This is a genomic window from Arthrobacter sp. 10N418 (genome assembly GCF_056394725.1).
The window spans coordinates 34405-51301 of sequence record NZ_JBFTIK010000015.1; the positions used below are offsets into that span (position 1 = coordinate 34405).

The 16897-nt window shown below is 66.6% G+C and carries 14 protein-coding genes; 3 read left to right on the forward strand and 11 right to left on the reverse strand.

From position 1 onward, the window contains the following. The first annotated feature begins 1 nt into the window (after position 1). On the forward strand, positions 2-994 hold the full coding sequence (locus AC1DCZ_RS13265; protein ID WP_476975001.1) for an alpha/beta hydrolase: 993 nt from the start codon (positions 2-4) through the stop codon (positions 992-994). Positions 995-1016: 22 nt separating this feature from the next. Here AC1DCZ_RS13265 and AC1DCZ_RS13270 read toward each other — a convergent pair whose 3' ends face one another. The 3 genes from AC1DCZ_RS13270 to leuA all read right to left on the reverse strand — a co-directional run bounded on the left by AC1DCZ_RS13270 (position 1017) and on the right by leuA (position 4473). Then, positions 1017-1820 (reverse strand): isoprenyl transferase, encoded by an 804-nt coding sequence (locus tag AC1DCZ_RS13270; protein ID WP_476975002.1) that lies wholly within the window; start codon positions 1818-1820, stop codon positions 1017-1019. Positions 1821-1882: 62 nt separating this feature from the next. Continuing rightward, positions 1883-2635, reverse strand: coding sequence for a DNA repair protein RecO (gene recO / locus AC1DCZ_RS13275; RefSeq protein ID WP_476975003.1), 753 nt, complete (start codon positions 2633-2635; stop codon positions 1883-1885). Positions 2636-2733: 98 nt separating this feature from the next. Next, on the reverse strand, positions 2734-4473 hold the full coding sequence (gene leuA / locus AC1DCZ_RS13280; RefSeq protein WP_476895564.1) for a 2-isopropylmalate synthase: 1740 nt from the start codon (positions 4471-4473) through the stop codon (positions 2734-2736). Between the two features lie 252 nt (positions 4474-4725). On the opposite strand from leuA, the gene AC1DCZ_RS13285 reads away from it, so the two are divergent. After that, positions 4726-6678 carry a M13 family metallopeptidase gene (locus tag AC1DCZ_RS13285; RefSeq protein ID WP_476975004.1) on the forward strand — a complete coding sequence of 651 codons (1953 nt, stop codon included), beginning with the start codon at positions 4726-4728 and terminating at the stop codon, positions 6676-6678. Between the two features lie 39 nt (positions 6679-6717). On the opposite strand, the gene AC1DCZ_RS13290 is transcribed toward AC1DCZ_RS13285, so the two are convergent. From AC1DCZ_RS13290 to AC1DCZ_RS13310, 5 genes are all read right to left on the reverse strand, one after another. Beyond that, positions 6718-8286 (reverse strand): LCP family protein, encoded by a 1569-nt coding sequence (locus AC1DCZ_RS13290; protein ID WP_476975005.1) that lies wholly within the window; start codon positions 8284-8286, stop codon positions 6718-6720. Positions 8287-8406: 120 nt separating this feature from the next. Further along, on the reverse strand, positions 8407-9366 hold the full coding sequence (gene era, locus AC1DCZ_RS13295; protein ID WP_476895567.1) for a GTPase Era: 960 nt from the start codon (positions 9364-9366) through the stop codon (positions 8407-8409). After that, the gene (locus AC1DCZ_RS13300) at positions 9350-10693 is read right to left on the reverse strand and encodes a hemolysin family protein (protein WP_476975006.1); all 1344 of its coding nucleotides are present in this window, start codon (positions 10691-10693) and stop codon (positions 9350-9352) included. Before AC1DCZ_RS13300 ends, era begins: the two co-directional genes overlap by 17 nt. Then, positions 10690-11163, reverse strand: coding sequence for an rRNA maturation RNase YbeY (gene ybeY, locus AC1DCZ_RS13305; protein ID WP_476895569.1), 474 nt, complete (start codon positions 11161-11163; stop codon positions 10690-10692). Before ybeY ends, AC1DCZ_RS13300 begins: the two co-directional genes overlap by 4 nt. After that, complete coding sequence (locus tag AC1DCZ_RS13310) at positions 11160-12248, reverse strand: PhoH family protein (RefSeq protein WP_476975007.1); 1089 nt, start codon at positions 12246-12248, stop codon at positions 11160-11162. The genes ybeY and AC1DCZ_RS13310 overlap by 4 nt, the downstream gene beginning before the upstream one ends. Before the next feature lie 511 nt (positions 12249-12759). Here AC1DCZ_RS13310 and AC1DCZ_RS13315 point away from each other — a divergent pair. Then, positions 12760-13635 (forward strand): GerMN domain-containing protein, encoded by an 876-nt coding sequence (locus tag AC1DCZ_RS13315; protein WP_476975049.1) that lies wholly within the window; start codon positions 12760-12762, stop codon positions 13633-13635. 78 nt (positions 13636-13713) lie between these two features. Here the strand turns inward: AC1DCZ_RS13315 and AC1DCZ_RS13320 are convergent, their stop codons facing one another. The 3 genes from AC1DCZ_RS13320 to hrcA all read right to left on the reverse strand — a co-directional run bounded on the left by AC1DCZ_RS13320 (position 13714) and on the right by hrcA (position 16730). Next, positions 13714-14496, reverse strand: a complete 783-nt coding sequence (locus AC1DCZ_RS13320) for a 16S rRNA (uracil(1498)-N(3))-methyltransferase (protein ID WP_476975008.1) — start codon at positions 14494-14496, stop codon at positions 13714-13716. Between the two features lie 2 nt (positions 14497-14498). After that, positions 14499-15629, reverse strand: a complete 1131-nt coding sequence (dnaJ, locus tag AC1DCZ_RS13325) for a molecular chaperone DnaJ (RefSeq protein ID WP_476975009.1) — start codon at positions 15627-15629, stop codon at positions 14499-14501. A gap of 87 nt (positions 15630-15716) precedes the next feature. Beyond that, positions 15717-16730 carry a heat-inducible transcriptional repressor HrcA gene (hrcA, locus tag AC1DCZ_RS13330; RefSeq protein ID WP_476975010.1) on the reverse strand — a complete coding sequence of 338 codons (1014 nt, stop codon included), beginning with the start codon at positions 16728-16730 and terminating at the stop codon, positions 15717-15719. Positions 16731-16897 lie beyond the last annotated feature (167 nt).

The following is a 16897-nucleotide window of genomic DNA, read 5'->3' on the forward strand; positions in this document are numbered from 1 at the left end:
CATGGACTGGCAGACGGACATCCTGGGCGAGGATTTCCAGGCCTGCGCGTTTCAGGCAGCCGGACCGGACGGCGTCCAGCGGACGGCCACCCTCGTGCGGCATGTCCCCGGCGGGCGTGACCACCCGGGCGGATTCCCGCGGCGGGCGGTGCTGTTCCTGCATGGCTGGAGCGATTACTTCTTCAACGAAGAGCTCGCAGAGTTCTGGACGGGCCAGGGATTCGGGTTTTTCGCCCTGGACATGCACAACCACGGGCGGAGCCTGCGCCCGGGCACCCACGGCGGCTACGTCGCCGATCTTGACGACTACGACGCCGAGATCACGGCGGCCTTGGGCATCATCGGTTCGCTCCGCACGGAAGGGTCACCCTCGCCGTTCCTGACCCTCATGGGACATTCCACCGGCGGCCTCATTGCGGCGCTGTGGGCGAGCCGGCACCCGGGGAAGGCCGCCCAGCTGGTCCTCGACAGCCCGTGGCTGGAGGTGCACGGCAGCCCCGCGCTGCGCCGCGCCGCCCGGACGATGGTGGAGCCCTTCGCGCGGCTCTGGCCCGAATCCGTCATCCGCCTCCCTGAGCGGGCGTTCTACTGGCGCAGCATCAGCAGCTCGGCCGAGGGCGAATGGGCGCTGGATGACAAGTACCGGCCGCCGCATGCCTTCCCGGTCCGCGCCGGCTGGCTCAGTGCCGTGCTCGCCGGCCAGGCCAAGGTGGCGCGCGGGCTCAACATCGACGTCCCGATCCTCGTGCTCATCTCGGGCGCCAGCGCCAACGGGATGTTCTGGAGGGAGTCGATGCGCCGCATGGACGCAGTCCTGGATGTCAATACCATCGCCCTCCGCGCGCTCAGCCTGGGCCGCACCGTGACGCTGGAGCGGATCGACGGCGCGCTGCATGACGTGTTCCTGTCCGCGCCACGCGTGCGCGCCGACGCCTATGCCCGGCTCGCCCGCTGGATCCGGGCCTACGTCGCGGACGGCAGCGACGTAGGCTGATGGTCCGGGACCAGGATCTGGATTAGGCCACCGGGCTGCCGGCCGCGGCGTCGATCGCCCCGCCATAGCGGCGGTCCCGTTTCGCGTAGATCTCGACGGCGTCCCACAAGGTGCGCCTGTCCACGTCCGGCCAGAGCGTATCCAGGAAGACGAATTCGGCGTAGGCGGACTGCCACAGCATGAAGTTGGACAACCGCTGCTCGCCGGAGCTGCGCAGGAACAGGTCAACATCCGGAAGGTCGGGTTCGTCCAGGTACTTCTGGATGGTCTTTTCGGTGATCGCCCCGGGCTTGAGGCGCCCGGCTGCCACTTCCCCGGCGATCGCGGACACGGCGTCGGCGATCTCGGCACGTCCCCCGTAGTTAACACACATGTTCAACGTGCAGGTGGTGTTGCCCCGGGTGTAGTCCTCGGCTTCTTCGAGTTCGCGGATCACCGAGCCCCACAGCTTCGGGCGGCGGCCGGACCATCGGATGCGGACGCCCCACTCATCGAGCTGGTTCCGCTGGCGACGCAGCACGTCCTTGTTAAATCCCATCAGAAAGCGGACTTCTTCCGGAGAGCGGCGCCAGTTTTCGGTCGAGAAAGCGTAGACGCTGACGTGCTGGATTCCGAGCTCGATCGCCCCGGCCATGACGTCCAGCAGGGCCGGCTCACCGGCCTTGTGTCCTTCGATCCGTGGCAGTCCCCGCTGGTTTGCCCACCGGCCGTTGCCGTCCATGACGATCGCGACGTGCCGCGGAATCAACTCAGCGGGGATGGCGGGGGGCACCTCGCCGGAGGGGTGCGGGTAGGGGGCGGCCACCGGGGTGCTGCGCTGCCGCACCGGGCCCTGTTTTCCCGGATTCTTTTCCAGGTTCCTGCCTAAATTTCTTCCCAGGGCCACAGTTAGGTTCGCTCCACATGTTTGAGGGATTTCAGGACACGTTCAAGATGCCATTGCAGGTAGCTGGCGACGAGGCCGGCTGCTTCGCGGCGGTGGACCGGCTCGGAGGAATCCGCCGCCGTCCAGTTTCCCGTCAGCAGCGCACCCAGCAGGAGGACTGTTTCCGCGGCGGGTGCCGGGGAACCCGGCGGACGGCACTCGGGGCATACCATGCCGCCAAGCGGGGCAGAGAAGGCGTTGTGCAGCCCGGGTGCGCCGCAGCGCGCGCAGTCCGTGAAGCTCGGGGCCCAGCCTCCGGTGGACAGGGCACGCAGCAGGTAGGAATCCAGGATCAGCTCCGGCGCGTGGTCGCCCCGGCTCAGCGACGCCAGCGCGCCCACGAGCAGGTTGTACTGGGCGGTTCCGGATTCGCCGTCGACGTCGGTGAGTTTCTCGGCAGTTTCGGTCATCGCTGCCGCCACGGTGTAGCGGCCGTAGTCGGCGGCAATGTTGCCGCCATAGACTCCCTTGGCGACGGCCTGGGTGACGATGTCCAGACTGCGCCCGGAAAGCAGCTGGAGGTCGGCAACCATGAAGGGCTCCAGCCGGGCGCCGAAGCGGCTACTGGTGCGCCGCACCCCTTTGGCGACTGCCCGGACCTGGCCGTGGTGCTTGGTCAGCAATGTGATGATGCGGTCCGCCTCGCCCAGCTTGTGGGTGCGCAGCACAACGGCGTCGTCGCGGTAGGTGCGCGCTGCAAAGGATTGTTGGGCCACAGTTAATCTTCGCACTGTCTTTCGGGAAACACGGCAAGGGAACGCGCTGCGCCGCCGGGACGTGCCGCCGGCGCAGCGCGCGGAGTCTCAATCGGCGGTCAGCCGCGGACGTCCCGGATGGCCCGGTTCACGGCCGAGATGACGGCCTTGAGCGAGGACGTGGTGGTGTTGGCGTCGATGCCGACGCCCCACAGCACCCGTTCCCCGACCGCGCATTCGACGTAGGCCGCGGCGAGGGCGCTGCCGCCTTCGGACAGGGCATGCTCGGTGTAGTCGAGCACCCGGACGTCGACGCCGTCTTCACGGAGGATGCCCAGCAGTGCCGCGATGGGCCCGTTTCCGGTTCCGGAGCGGCGGACCTGGGTGCCGTCCACCTTCAGAGCGGCGGTCAGGGTCATCGTGCCGTCCTCATCGGATTCGGTGCTGACGGCGCCGAGGGCGTACCGCCCCCACTGCTGGTCCGCGGAGCCGGACGGCAGGTACTCGTCCTGGAAGACCTGCCAGAGCTGGGCGCCGCTGACTTCGCCGCCGACCGTGTCGGTCCGCTTCTGGATGACGCCGGAGAACTCGATCTGGGCGCGGCGTGGCAGGTCCAGGCTGTGCTCGTTCTTGAGCAGGTAGGCCACACCGCCCTTGCCGGACTGGGAGTTGACACGGATGACGGCCTCGTAGCTGCGTCCGAGGTCCTTCGGATCGACCGGCAGGTACGGGACCTGCCAGGTGTAATCGGCGACGTCCTTGCCGGCAGCGGCGGCATCTTTTTCGAGGGCTTCCAGGCCCTTCTTGATGGCGTCCTGGTGCGAGCCGGAGAAGGCGGTGAAGACGAGGTCACCGCCGTAGGGCGAACGCTCGGCGACCGGCAGCTGGTTGCAGTACTCCACCGTGCGGCGGATTTCATCGATGTCGGAGAAGTCGATCATGGGGTCCACGCCCTGGACGAACATGTTCAGGCCCAGCGTTACGAGGTCCACGTTGCCGGTCCGCTCGCCGTTGCCGAACAGGCAGCCTTCAATCCGGTCCGCCCCGGCCAGGTACCCCAGCTCGGCGGCGGCGACCCCGGTGCCGCGGTCGTTGTGCGGGTGCAGGGACAGGATGATGCCCTCGCGCGGGTGCAGGTGGCGGCTCATCCACTCAATGGAATCGGCGTAGACGTTGGGCGTGGCCATTTCCACTGTGGCGGGCAGGTTGATGATGACCTGGCTGTCGGCGGATGCCTCAAAGACGTCGGCGATTGCGTTGCAGACCCGGACTGCGTATTCGAGTTCGGTCCCGGTGAAAGATTCCGGCGAGTACTCGTAGGTGATGTGGGTGTCGGCGAGGGTCTCCTCGTACTTCTTGCACAGCCGGGCGCCCTGGAGCGCGATATCCAGGATGCCGTCCTCGTCCTGGTTGAAGACCACACGGCGCTGCAGGACCGACGTTGAGTTGTACAGGTGGACGATGGCCTGCCTGGCGCCGACGAGGGACTCATAGGTCCGCTCGATCAGGTGCTCGCGGGCCTGGGTCAGGACCTGGATGGTGACGTCGTCCGGGATGTGGTTGCCCTCGATCAGCAGCCGGACGAAGTCGAAGTCAGTCTGGGATGCCGAGGGAAAGCCGACCTCGATCTCCTTGTAGCCCATACGGACGAGCAGCTTGAACATTTTCATCTTGCGGGCCGGGCTCATGGGGTCGATCAGGGCCTGGTTGCCGTCCCGCAGGTCTACGGCGCACCAGCGCGGAGCCTTCGTGATGACCTTGTCAGGCCAGGTGCGGTCCGGGACGTCGACCGTGATCATGTCCTGGAACGGGACGTAGCGGTGGACCGGCATTCCTGAGGGTTTTTGTGCGTTTCGCATTACTATCGGGGCCTTTTCTGTGATTCCTGCTAAAAGGGTGGCCGGGCAACACAAACTCCGCAGCGAGGGTGGGCCTTGCGCTAGATCGCGTCTAAAGCCTCGCCGCGGCAGCTAAGAAGGAGCAGTTCTGCGCGCACCTTTTCACAGTAACACGGGTGCGTAAGATGAAGGAGCCATACCACCGCAACGTCCACCATGCAGACCTCGGACCGCCACCGGCCCGGTGCCGGCCCGCCTCTCAAAGGAGAATCCGTGCCACTTTCGGGGATCGACCTGTCCTATATTGACGCCACCGTCCGGCCGCAGGACGACCTGTACCTCAACGTCAACGGCGGCTGGATCAAGAGCTCCGCGATTCCCGACGACCGCGCAGTTGAGGGCGCCTTCACCGCCCTCCGCGATGCCTCGGAGCTGGCCGTGAAGGACATCATCGAACAGGCCGCCGGAAAAGGTAACGATGCCACGGGAATCGAGCGGAAGATCGGCGACCTCTACAACAGCTTCATGGACGAAGCGGCTGTGGAGGCCAAGGGGCCGGAGCCGATCCGGAACCGTCTTGCTGAGGTGTTCGCCACGACGTCAATGACTGAACTGATCATGCTCGCAGGCCGCCTGTTCCGTGCCGATGTTCCGGGACTTTTCTACATCTACCCGGCCCCGGACGCCGGCAACCCGGACCGGATCCTGCTGTACACCGGCCAGGGCGGCCTCGGTCTTCCGGACGAATCCTACTACCGGGAGGAGAAGTTCGCTCCCGTGGTCCGGGCCTACCGCGAACACGTCCAGGCGATGTTAGCCCTGGCAGGTGTGGCCGACTCCGGAGCCGCCGCCGGCCGTGTAGTGGAACTGGAGACTTCCCTCGCTTCGCACCACTGGGACAACGTCACGTTGCGGGATCCGCAGAAGACCTACAACCTGAAGTCCGCCGATGAGGCGGGACAACTCTTTCCCCTCCTCGCCACGTGGTTCGACGCGGCCGGCATTGCGGCCGAAAAGCGCGCCGAGATCGTCGTAAGCACACCGGAGTTCTTCGCCGGGGCCGCATCCCTGCTCGACACGGTGCCTCTCGCCACGTGGCAGGAGTGGCTCGCCCTGCGTGTCGTCGGCGCGGCAGCACCGTACCTCTCCGCGGAGTTCGTGGACGCGAATTTCGCGTTCTACGGCACCACCCTTAGCGGCACTCCGCGCAACAAGGACCGCTGGAAGCGTGGCGTCGCCGTCGTCGAGGCCGCCCTCGGCGAGGCGGTGGGCCAGATCTACGTCGCCCGGCATTTCCCGGAAACGCACAAGGCGCGCATGCAGTCGCTCGTCGCGAACCTGATCGAGGCGTACCGGCAGTCCATTACCGGACTGGCCTGGATGGGCGAGGACACGAAGCTGGAGGCGCTCAGGAAGCTCGAGTCGTTCCGGTCCAAGATCGGCTACCCGGAGAAGTGGATCGACTATTCGGCGGTGGAGATCGATCCGGCCGATCTGCTGGGGAACGTGGAGCGCGCGCACAACGCCGACGTCGACCGGCACCTCGACGAGGTCGGCAAACCCGTGGACCGGGAGAAGTGGCTGATGACCCCCCAGACGGTCAACGCCTACTACCATCCGCTGCTCAATGAGATCGTGTTCCCGGCCGCCATGCTCCAGCCGCCGTTCTTCACCGCTGACGCCGACGACGCCGTGAACTATGGCGGCATCGGTGCCGTGATCGGCCACGAGATCGGACACGGCTTCGATGACCAGGGCTCGCAGTATGACGGCCGCGGCCTGCTCAGGAACTGGTGGACCGGGGAAGACCGTGCAGCGTTCGAGGCCCTGGCCTCGAAGCTCGTGGCGCAGTTCGACGCGCTCTCCCCCAGCGCGGCGCCCGGGCATAATGTCAACGGCCGGCTGACCCTGGGCGAGAACATCGGCGACCTTGGCGGCCTGACCATTGCGTACAAGGCGTACCTCATCAGCCTCGGTGGGGCAGAGCCGCCCGTACTGGACGGCCTTACCGGCTACCAGCGGTTCTTCGCGTCATGGGCTGCCAGCTGGCGGCAGGTTATGAGGAATGAGGAAGCGATCCGACGGCTCGCCACCGACCCGCACTCCCCCAACGAGTTCCGCACCAACGCCATTGCGAAGAACCTCGACGCATTCCATGCGGCCTTCGGCGTCACCGAACACGACGGAATGTGGATGCCGGCCCAGGAACGCGTCAGCATCTGGTGACCATGGGTGGGGCCGGCAGGCGGCCGGCCCCGCAGCTGATCAGCGCGTGATCAGCGCCGGGTTCGCCTGCTGGCAAACCGTGTCCCCGGCCGTCTGGTTGACGATGTCTGTGGGCAATGCCACCGGCGCATCCCCGGTAGCCGGGCTGCTCGCGAAATCGCTGCCCAGGTAGACCTGGACGCCCGCCACACCGGCGGCCGGAAGGACCTGGCCCGCGGGAATCCCGAGCAGGGCGGCAACGTCCCCGGCCACGTCGGCGTACTGGGCGCCGTAGTAGACCGCCGTTTTGGCAACGGGCCTGGCGGTGATCTGGCCCAGTTGGGTGAAGCCCCCGGTGGTCAGGGTCTGCAGAACTTCCTGGGTCCGTGCGGGGACCCCCGATCCGTTGGCCACGGTGACCGCCTGCAAGGCCTTGTCGTAGGCGGGGGCGGAGGGAGTGGCTGTCGGCGCTGCGCTGGCGCTCGGCTCCGCCGAACCACTCGGCTTCGCCGTCGGGTCTGTCAGGTCCACGTTCTTGCGCATCGCGGCGAAGAGTTGGGAGGCTCCGGGCTCCGACATCTGGAGGCGGTTCGGATCGGACGCCGCCGGGACGGTCGGGACCGCCGCAAACGCAACCTTGCTGACGTCGATGTCTTTCAGCCGGTTCGCCACCGTCAACAGAGTCGGAACGGAGGCCAGGCCGTCGTCAATGGTCAGGTTCTTGGTGATGGCATCAGCGATGTTCAGCATACGGCCCGGGTTGGTGAGTGTGCCGTCGCTCTTGATCTTCCGGGTCAGCGAGGACAGGAAGCCCTGCTGGGCCTTGATGCGCACAAGGTCGCCGCCGTCGCCGAAGGCGTGGCGGGTCCGGACGAACGACAGAGCCTGTTCGCCCTGGACCTGGGAGGTCCCCTTGGGCAGCCGCAGCTTGGAATCCGGGTCGTAAACGGCATCGCTGACGCAGACATCCACGCCACCGACGGCGTTGGAGAGTTCCTTGACGGCATTGAAGTCGGCCATCATGAAGTGATCGATTTCCATCCCTGTGATCTTGTTGACGGTGTCCACGGCGCAGCCGATGCCGGCCTCGGACATCGCCGAGTTAATCATGACGTTTTTCTGGGCCGGGTACTCAGTACCGGTCTTGGCGTCCTTGCACTTGGGGACGTCGACGAGCAGGTCACGGGGAAAGCTGATGACATTGACGCGCTTGTTGTCAGCCGAGATGTCCAGGAGCATCATGACGTCCGAATGCCCATACCCGGTGGAGTCGTCGGCGCTGCCGTACTGGGAGTTCTTGCCGTCGCGGGTGTCGGAGCCCAGGACCAGGATCTGCATCCGGTCTGTCGAGTCGCTCACGGCGCCCTCGGTCTTGGTGCTTCCCGCCGTCAGCGGCGCCTTGCTGATGTTGCCCTGCAACCGGATGGTCCAATAGGCGCCGAAGGCGACGACGCCGACCAGAAGGACGGCGACCACTGCCGTGCCGATCTTCAGCCAGGCGGGAGTATGTCGGACAGCGCCGAGATGGCGTGCCGGACCAACGGAAGGATCTTCCGTATGCCGGGCCGCCGCGCCTGACCGGACCGGCGAGCCGTTGCCGCCTGCACGGTCTTCACGGGGTCGAACCACTTGTTAAGCCTTCCTTCACGAACGGGAGTCAACCTATTTTAGTGTCCGAATCTGGGAAAACGCCCGTGTTCGCCCTTTTGGGAGCGGCGGGGCGGGCCGGAGTCCCCCCGTTGGCCCTGTTCAGAAGCCAAGTTTTACGAGCTGCTTCGGGTCGCGCTGCCAGTCCTTGGCGACCTTCACGTGCAGGTCAAGATAGATCCGGGTGCCCAGGAGCGCCTCGATGCCCTTGCGGGCGGTCGTGCCGACTTCGCGGAGGCGGGCGCCGCCCTTGCCGATGATGATGGCTTTCTGTGAGGGCCGTTCGACGTACAGGTTGACCCGGACGTCCAGGAACGGACTGTCCTCGGGCCTGCCCTCCCGCGGCACGATCTCGTCAACCACCACGGCCAGGGAGTGGGGCAGCTCGTCGCGGACGCCTTCCAGGGCGGCCTCCCGGATGAGTTCGGCGACCATCACGGCTTCCGGCTCATCGGTCAGGTGGCCGTCCGGGTACAGCGGGGGCGACGGCGGCATGTGGCTGATCAGCACGTCCGCCACGGTGCCCACCTGGAAGCCGTCCGTGGCGGAGACCGGAACGATGTCTTTCCAGCCCTCTTCGCCCAGGACGCTGCGGCCGAGCTCCGCGACGGCGAGCAGCTGCTCGGTGAGGGCCTGGCGGTCTACGAGGTCCGCCTTCGTCACGATGGCGATGATCGGCTTGTTTCCGACGGCCGCGAGCTGGGCCGCTATGAACTTGTCTCCGGGGCCGATCTTCTCGTTGGCCGGCAGGCAGAAGCCGATCGCGTCGACTTCGGCGAGGGTGTCGGCAACGAGCTCATTGAGCCGCTTGCCGAGGAGGGTGCGCGGGCGGTGCAGCCCGGGGGTGTCCACGAGGATCAGCTGGGCGTCGTCCCGGTGGACGATGCCGCGGATGGTGTGGCGCGTCGTCTGCGGCTTGGCGGAGGTGATCGCGACCTTCTTGCCCACCAGGGCGTTGGTGAGGGTGGACTTGCCGGCGTTCGGTCGCCCTACCAGTACTGAGAATCCGGCGCGGTAGCCGCCGTAGGCTGCTTCGCCGTCGGTCTTATTCTGCTTGCTCACGTGGGGCTCCCTGTTGGATTGGTGCGGCCTCGTCGATAAGGTCTTCAAGGTCAGTTTCATTCGGAACGGCGGTCTTGGCAACGGCGGCGGCAATGATGTGGCTGACGCGGTTCCGCCGGCCTTCCAGCCGGTCGGCGCGGAGCGTCAGTCCGTGGACCTGGACGGTGCTGCCGACGATCGGAACCCGCCCGAGCGCCTTGGCGAGCAAGCCGCCCACGGTGTCCACTTCGTCGTCGTCGAGCTCCATGTCAAAAAGCTCGCCGAGGTCATCGATGCTCATGCGGGCGCTGACGCGGTAGCTGCCGTCACCGAGCTCGACGGCCTCGGCGCTCTCGGTGTCATATTCGTCCACGATCTCGCCGACGATTTCCTCGATCAGGTCCTCGAGCGTGACCAGTCCGGCCGTTCCGCCATATTCATCGATGACAATCGCGACGTGCGTCGATTCCTTCTGAAGCTCGCGCAAGAGCTCGCTGACCGGTTTGGAGTCCGGCACGTAGCGGACTTCGCGGGCGAGCTCATCCACGAGGGGCGGTTCCTCGCCGGGGCGGAGATTGTGGATCACGGCGGCGACGTCCTTGAGGTACACGATGCCGAGGATCTGGTCCGTGTTCTCGCCGATCACCGGGATCCGCGAGTACCCGGAGCGAAGGAACAGCGACATCGCGCGCCGCAGGCTGGATCCGGAGTCGATGCAGAGGATGTCGGTGCGCGGCACCATCACGGAGCGCACCAGGGTGTCCCCGAAGTCGAAGACCGACTGGATCATTTCGGCTTCGTTATCCTCAATTACGTCTGACTCGGACGCACGGTCCACGAGTTCGCGGAATTCCTCTTCACTGAAGAACGCCTCGTTGTCAGCCGGCGCACCGGGCGCGACAGCGCTGCCCAGGGTGACCAGCCACCCCGGAATCGGTCCCAGCACCGCGTACAGCGAGCGGACCAGGGGTGCGCTGAACCGGACCAGGCCGGTGGCGTGGACGCGGCCCAGCTGCCTCGGCGAGACGCCGACAATCACGAATCCGATCAGCGCCATGATGCCGGTAGCGGCCAGCCCGGCGAGCCAGACATTGTCGAGGACGCTGTGCAGCAGTACCGTCACGGCGACGGCGGAGGCCATTTCGAACCAGATTCGCCAGAACCTGAGGGCCCGCATGTGAGCCACGGGCTGGGCCAGGATGCGTTTGAGCGCGGTCCCCCGGCTGTGCATGACCGCCTGTTCGGCGTCGTGCCGGGGAAGAAAATTGAAGGCGGACTCGGCCGCGGTCAGCACGGCGGCAAAGCTCAGGAACACCAGCGCCATGCCGGCAAGGATCAGTGGGGTCACTGAATCGTCTCTGAGGGGGCCTCTTTGCCGGTGAAGGCCGAAAGCAGCTCACGCTGCAGCCCGAACATTTCTTCCTTATCCTCCGGCTCGGCGTGGTCATAGCCAAGCAGGTGCAGGATGCCGTGGGTGGTGAGCAGCAGCATCTCGTCCTGGGTGGAATGGCCGGCGTCCCGGGCCTGGACCTCTGCCACCTGGGGGCAGATGGCGATGTCGCCAAGCATGCCCTGCGGGGTTGGCTTGTCAGGAGTGCCCGGGGTGAGCTCGTCCATCGGGACTGAGAGCACATCCGTGGATCCGGGCTCGTCCATCAGTTCGATATGCAGCTTCTCCATGGCCGGTTCGTCCACGAGCAAAATGGAGAGTTCGGCCTGGGGGTGGATAAAGAGGCGTTCGAAGATGAACCGCGAGAGCGACACCAGCTCGGCCTCGTCGACGGTGACGCCGGATTCGTTGTTTACCTCGATGCTCATGCGCGCTCTCCCCGCGTTTCCCGGGCAACGGAGTGCTTGACCCGGCTCCGCTGGATCTCGTCCCAGATGCTGTAGGCATTGACGATGTCGCCCACGAGGCGATGCCGGACGACGTCGGACGCGTCCAGAACTGAGAAGTTGACGTCCTCGATGCCCTGCAGGATCTCTTCGACAATCCGCAGCCCCGATCGGGTGCCGAACGGCAGATCCACCTGGGTGATGTCGCCGGTGACCACCATCTTGGAGCCGAAGCCCAGACGGGTAAGGAACATCTTCATCTGTTCCGGGGTGGTGTTTTGCGCCTCGTCAAGAATGATGAAGGCGTCATTGAGCGTGCGCCCGCGCATGTAGGCCAGCGGCGCGACCTCGATGGTTCCGGCCGCCATCAGGCGGGGGATGGATTCGGGGTCCATCATGTCGTGCAGGGCATCGTACAGGGGCCGCAGGTAAGGGTCGATCTTGTCGCTCAGGGTACCGGGCAGGAAGCCCAGCCGCTCCCCCGCTTCCACGGCAGGCCGGGTCAGGATGATGCGGCTGACTTCCTTCTGCTGCAGGGCCTGGACGGCCTTCGCCATCGCCAGGTACGTCTTGCCGGTGCCCGCCGGGCCGATCCCGAAAATCACCGTGTTCGCATCAATGGCGTCCACATAGTTCTTCTGGTTCAGGGTCTTGGCACGGATGGTCTTCCCGCGGGTGGAGAGGATGTTGGTGGTCAGCACGTCAACGGGGTTCTGCAGTGACTGGCTGCGGAGCAGCGAGACGAGCTGCTGCAGCACCGCCGGGGTGATGACGGTGCCCCTGGCGACGAGGCCGCGCACCTCGTTGAGCAGGCGCATGATCCGCGGCACGTCGGCGGAGGGCCCGCTGATCGAGAGTTCGTTCCCGCGGACGTGGAAGTCAACGGCCGGGAACTGGTTTTCGATGAACCGTAAAGCTTCGTCGTGGCTGCCCAGCGACTGGACCATCTGATCCGAATCGTCGAACAGGACCACCTCCGTCCGCAGCCCCGGCAGGGAGTGTGGGAATTCACCCGCGGTGCGCCCTCCGGCGCTCATCCGGGCCTTGCTGTTCGCTGCTTCAGTCATGGTGTTGGCCCGCGGGCCTCTGGTCCCCTCCAGTACGGAAATGGTCTGTCCCCCCGAACCGGTCCGACGGCGGTGCTCGCCTTTGGGGTCGGGTTCAGCAGGTCCTTCCATCTTACGCCAGCACGGCACGCCGCACGCCGGGGGCCGCCGAACGGACGGTCTCCGGCCCGCTTTTCGCCAATTTAGGTATCAACTTTGTATCGGCCTCATATCGTTCCCGTTGCAGTTCCGGCCCCCGCTGGCAAAGCACGGTGCTGCGCCGGACCGGTGTGCCATGCTGGAAATCGGCCACGGCCCGGGTGCGGGCGGCAGGAACGGGCCCCGGGACCTGGCAGGGAACGGACCCTGGGACCTGGCAGGGAACGGGCCCTGGGACCTGGCAGGGAACGGGCAGTTGGCCGGGGGAAGCATCGACGAAAGGACAGTGGCAATCAGGCAGCGTGCAGTTGGACAGTCAGCGGCAGTCGGGCGCATCCGCCCGGGCGTGCTGCTCCTGCTGCTGCCCGCGGCCATGGTGCTGTCCGGCTGTGTGGCAACGCCGCAGTCCGGGATCACAAACTCCAGCAGCCCGTCCCAGGTCGTCCCGGGCCCCGCCTCCTCCGGGGCCCCGAGCACCAGCGCTCCGCTCGAAACCACCCAGACCTCCAACAAGGCCCCGGTCTACTGGATCGGCCGGAGCAATGAGAATGTGTTCCTGTACCGGGAGTTCCGTGACGTTCCGGAACAGGACAACCCGGTGACGCGCGCCCTCCGGGTGATGATGTCCCAGAAACCCCTCGACCCGGACTATTTCACGCCTTGGCAGAACCCGAAGAAGCTGGCCACGTCCATCTCCGGAAAGAACGTCATCACGGTGGACGTGTCGGCGGATGCGTTCAACAGCAACGTGGATGCGGCAATGGCCGAGCTCGCAATCCAGCAACTCGTCTACACCGCGACGGCGGCGGCCGCCAGCGCGGGGCTGATTGATTCCGGACAACAGATCCAGGTGGTGGTCCTCGTCGACGGGCACACCGACTATGTGGCGTTCAACCATGTCCGGCTCGGTTCGCCAACCTCCCGCAGCGCCGGAATGGTCGCTCCCGTGTGGATCATCGATCCGCAGGAAGGGACATCAATCGGCGAAGGGACCGTCAAGATCAACGGGCGGAGCACTGCCCCGGGCGGGAAGCTGCACTGGGAGATCCTGCGCGTGGACGGCAGCAACGCCAAGTCCGCTTACCTCAACGGCAGTACGACCGCCTCCGCCGACGCAGCCCAGTCCGGTGTGTTCAACCTGTCCGTAAACCTCGCACCGGGCAACTACGAGGTCCGGGTGTCCCAGCTGGACCCGGCCGGCACCGTCCAGGACTTGAACGTCGACACCCGCGGTTTCACCGTCAAATAAGCCCGTCGAACACGTCCGGCAAGCAGGCCTTTGAGGTGGTTCCGGCGGGCTGGCCAGCCAGTGACGGCTGCCGGCCGCCTACCAGCGGCCGAGGACGTCGCTTGCCAGCACGGTCGCGGCCGGGCCGGCGGTGGATGAGCGCAGCACGTGGTGCCCCAGCAGGGCGGTGACCGCCCCGGCGTCGCAGAGCCGCGTGACTTCCCGCGGGCTGATGCCGCCTTCCGGGCCGACGATCAGGAGCACTTCGCGGCCCTGCCGGGCGGACCCGCCGTCGGGCTCCTGGGTGTCCGCCCACGCCTGCAGTACCTCCCGGAGGGGCCGCACAGCGTCCTCGTGCAGGATGACCGCGAGGTCGGCGGCGGCAACGGCCGACTGCAGGCCGGCGCCGTCGACGGCGGCACGCACCTCGGGAATCCAGGCACGCCGTGCCTGCTTCGCCGCCGCCGTGACCACCGACTGCCATTTGGCATGCGCCTTGGCGGCACGTTCGGCCTTCCACCGGACGATGGAACGCTCCGCCTGCCAGGGGATGACAGCGTCGATGCCCAATTCTGTGGCGGTCTCGGCCCCGAGCTCGTCGCGGTCTCCCTTGGCGAGGGCCTGGACGAGGACAAGGCTGATCGCAGGCCGGGGCTCGGCGGAGATGCCAGAGCACTCCACGGTCAGCGCTCCGGGCGCCACGGCTGTCACGGTGCCCGTGAGCCTCTTGCCGGCGCCGTCGGCAATGTCCACGGACTCCCCGGAAGAAAGCCGCTTCACCGTGACGGCGTGGCGCGCCTCGGAGCCCTCGAGGACAAAGGTCGACCCGGGGACCTGCTGGTCCAGGGATCCTGCGGGGGTGAAGAAGACCGGGTTACTCACCGCTACAGGTTACCGAGCCTGTCCCGCAGCTTCGCGAACACACCGCCGCTCGCGGCCAGCTTTCCGTCGGTGAACTGTTCGCCGCGCAGCTTGGCGAGCTGCCGCAGCAGGTCTTCCTGGGCGGCGTCGAGCTTGCCGGGGGTATCCACCTGCAGGTGGACCTTGAGGTCCCCGCGGCCGTAGCCGCGCAGGTGCGTCACGCCGAGCCCGCGGAGGGTGATGACCTCCCCTGACTGGGTCCCGGCCTTGACGTCGATCTCCTGCGGCCCGTCGAAGGTGTCCAGGCTCAGCTCCGTGCCCAGGGCGGCGGCAGTCATCGGGATGTTGAGGCTGGCGTGCAGGTCGTCGCCGTCGCGGACGTAGGTGGCGTCACTGTTGACGCGGATTTCGACGTAAAGGTCGCCGGCGGGGCCGCCGGCAGGGCCCGCCTCGCCCTGTCCGGACAACTGGATGCGGGTGCCCGTGGCTACACCGGCGGGAACTTTGACGGTCAGGGAACGGCGGCTGCGGATCCGGCCCTGGCCGTTGCACTCGTTGCAGGGGTCCTTGATGACGGTCCCGAAGCCCTCGCAGGAACCGCAGGGGGCCGACGTCATGACCTGGCCGAGGATGGACCGGACGGCGCGCTGGACCTGTCCGGAGCCGCCGCAGATGTCGCAGCGTTCCGGGTGGCTGCCTGCGCGGCAGCAGGAGCCTTCACAGGTCGGGCACGTGACGGCAGTGTCAACCTCAAGCTTCCTGTTGACGCCGAACACGGCGTCACGGAGGTCGATCCGGACGCTGATGAGCGCGTCCTGGCCGCGGCGGACCCTGGACGCCGGGCCGCCCTGGCCGCCTCCGCCGCCGAAGAACGTGTCGAAGATGTCCTGGAAGGCGAACCCCTGGCCGGCGTAGCTGCCGCCGCCGAAGCCGTTGTCGGTGCCGTTCTCATTGCCGGTGGTGTCGTAGACGCGGCGTTTCTGCGGATCGGAGAGGACCTCGTAGGCGTGGGTGACGGCCTTGAACCGGTCCGAGGCGTCCTCCCCCGGGTTCACATCCGGGTGCAGGGTTCGCGCCAGTTTGCGGTAAGCCTTCTTAATCTCTTCACCCGTTGCTTCGCGGGAGACTCCAAGAACGTCGTAATGGCTGCTCAAAGTTCGTATCTCTTCCTTGTAGTACTGCCTGTGGGGCAAGAAGTCTGGTGCCGAAGCCCGGGGGCCGGCTGTCGGTCAAATGGCCGGTCAGGGCCCGAGGATCCTCGAAAGGTAGCGGGCCACCGCGCGGACCGCGGCCATGGTGGTCGGATAATCCATCCGGGTGGGCCCCAGCACGCCGACCTTGGCTGTGGCGTCCGGGCCATACCCGGTGGCCACCACGGAAGCCTCGGCAAGGCCGTCGTAGGGGTTCTCCCGTCCGATGCTCACGGTGACGCCGCGCGGATCCTCGGCCATTTCGCTGAGCAGCCGGAGCATCACCACCTGCTCCTCGAGTGCTTCCAGGACCGGGCCGATACTCAGCGGGAAATCCACGTTGGAGCGGGCAAGGTTGGCGGTGCCGGCCATGACCATGCGCTCTTCGCGGCTGCTCGTGGCGAGGGCCTCCAGGCCTCGGGCCAGGGCCTGGGCGGCGCCGCGCCGGACTGGCGGGCAGCTGGCGACGACGGCCTGCAGGGACTGGGGCAGCAGGTTCAGCGGCAGCCCCGACAGGATGCCCAGGAAGCGGGTACGCAGCTCCGAGAGCGCCTCGTCGGGGAGGTCCTGGCCGACGTCGATGACCCGCTGCTCGACCTTCCCGGTGTCCGCGATCAAAACCGCCAGCACCTTCCTGGGGGCCAGCAGCACGAATTCGACGTGCCGGACCTTGGCGCGGCTGAGCAGCGGGTACTGCACGACGGCGACCTGGTTGGTCAGCTGCGACAGGAGCCGCACAGTCCGGTCAAGGACGTCGTCGAGGTCATCCGAGCCCTCGAGCAGCGCCTGGATGGCGCGGCGTTCCGCATGGGAGAGGGGCTTGACGGCCGAAATCTGGTCGACAAAGAGCCGGTAGCCCTTGTCCGTAGGGATTCTCCCTGAACTCGTGTGCGGTGCTGTGATGAGGCCCTCATCTTCCAGCGCCGCCATGTCGTTGCGGATCGTGGCGCTGGACACGCCAAGGTGGTGCCGTTCAACCAGCGCCTTGGAGCCAACGGGTTCACGGGAATGGACGTAGTCCTCCACGATTGCGCGCAGCACTTCGAGTTTGCGTGGTTCGCTCACGCTCCGCCTCCAATCGTCGGTCCAGCATCCGGTCTGGCGTGCGGCGCCTGCCCCGCGCCGCACCTGGCGGGCGGCCTACGGTTAGCACTCGACATGCCTAAGTGCTAACCAGTCTAATATGACTCGCCGCGTTGTTAGCATTGGATTCGCTCCAGGCGTTGCTCCCG

Coding starts and splice junctions, on each gene's coding strand:
- ybeY (WP_476895569.1), bottom strand. CDS start 11,163: ATGAGCATCGAGGTAAACAACGAATCCGGCGTCACCGTCGACGAGGCC.
- AC1DCZ_RS13265 (WP_476975001.1), top strand. CDS start 2: ATGGACTGGCAGACGGACATCCTGGGCGAGGATTTCCAGGCCTGCGCG.
- leuA (WP_476895564.1), bottom strand. CDS start 4,473: ATGCGAAACGCACAAAAACCCTCAGGAATGCCGGTCCACCGCTACGTC.
- AC1DCZ_RS13315 (WP_476975049.1), top strand. CDS start 12,760: ATGGTGCTGTCCGGCTGTGTGGCAACGCCGCAGTCCGGGATCACAAAC.
- AC1DCZ_RS13310 (WP_476975007.1), bottom strand. CDS start 12,248: ATGACTGAAGCAGCGAACAGCAAGGCCCGGATGAGCGCCGGAGGGCGC.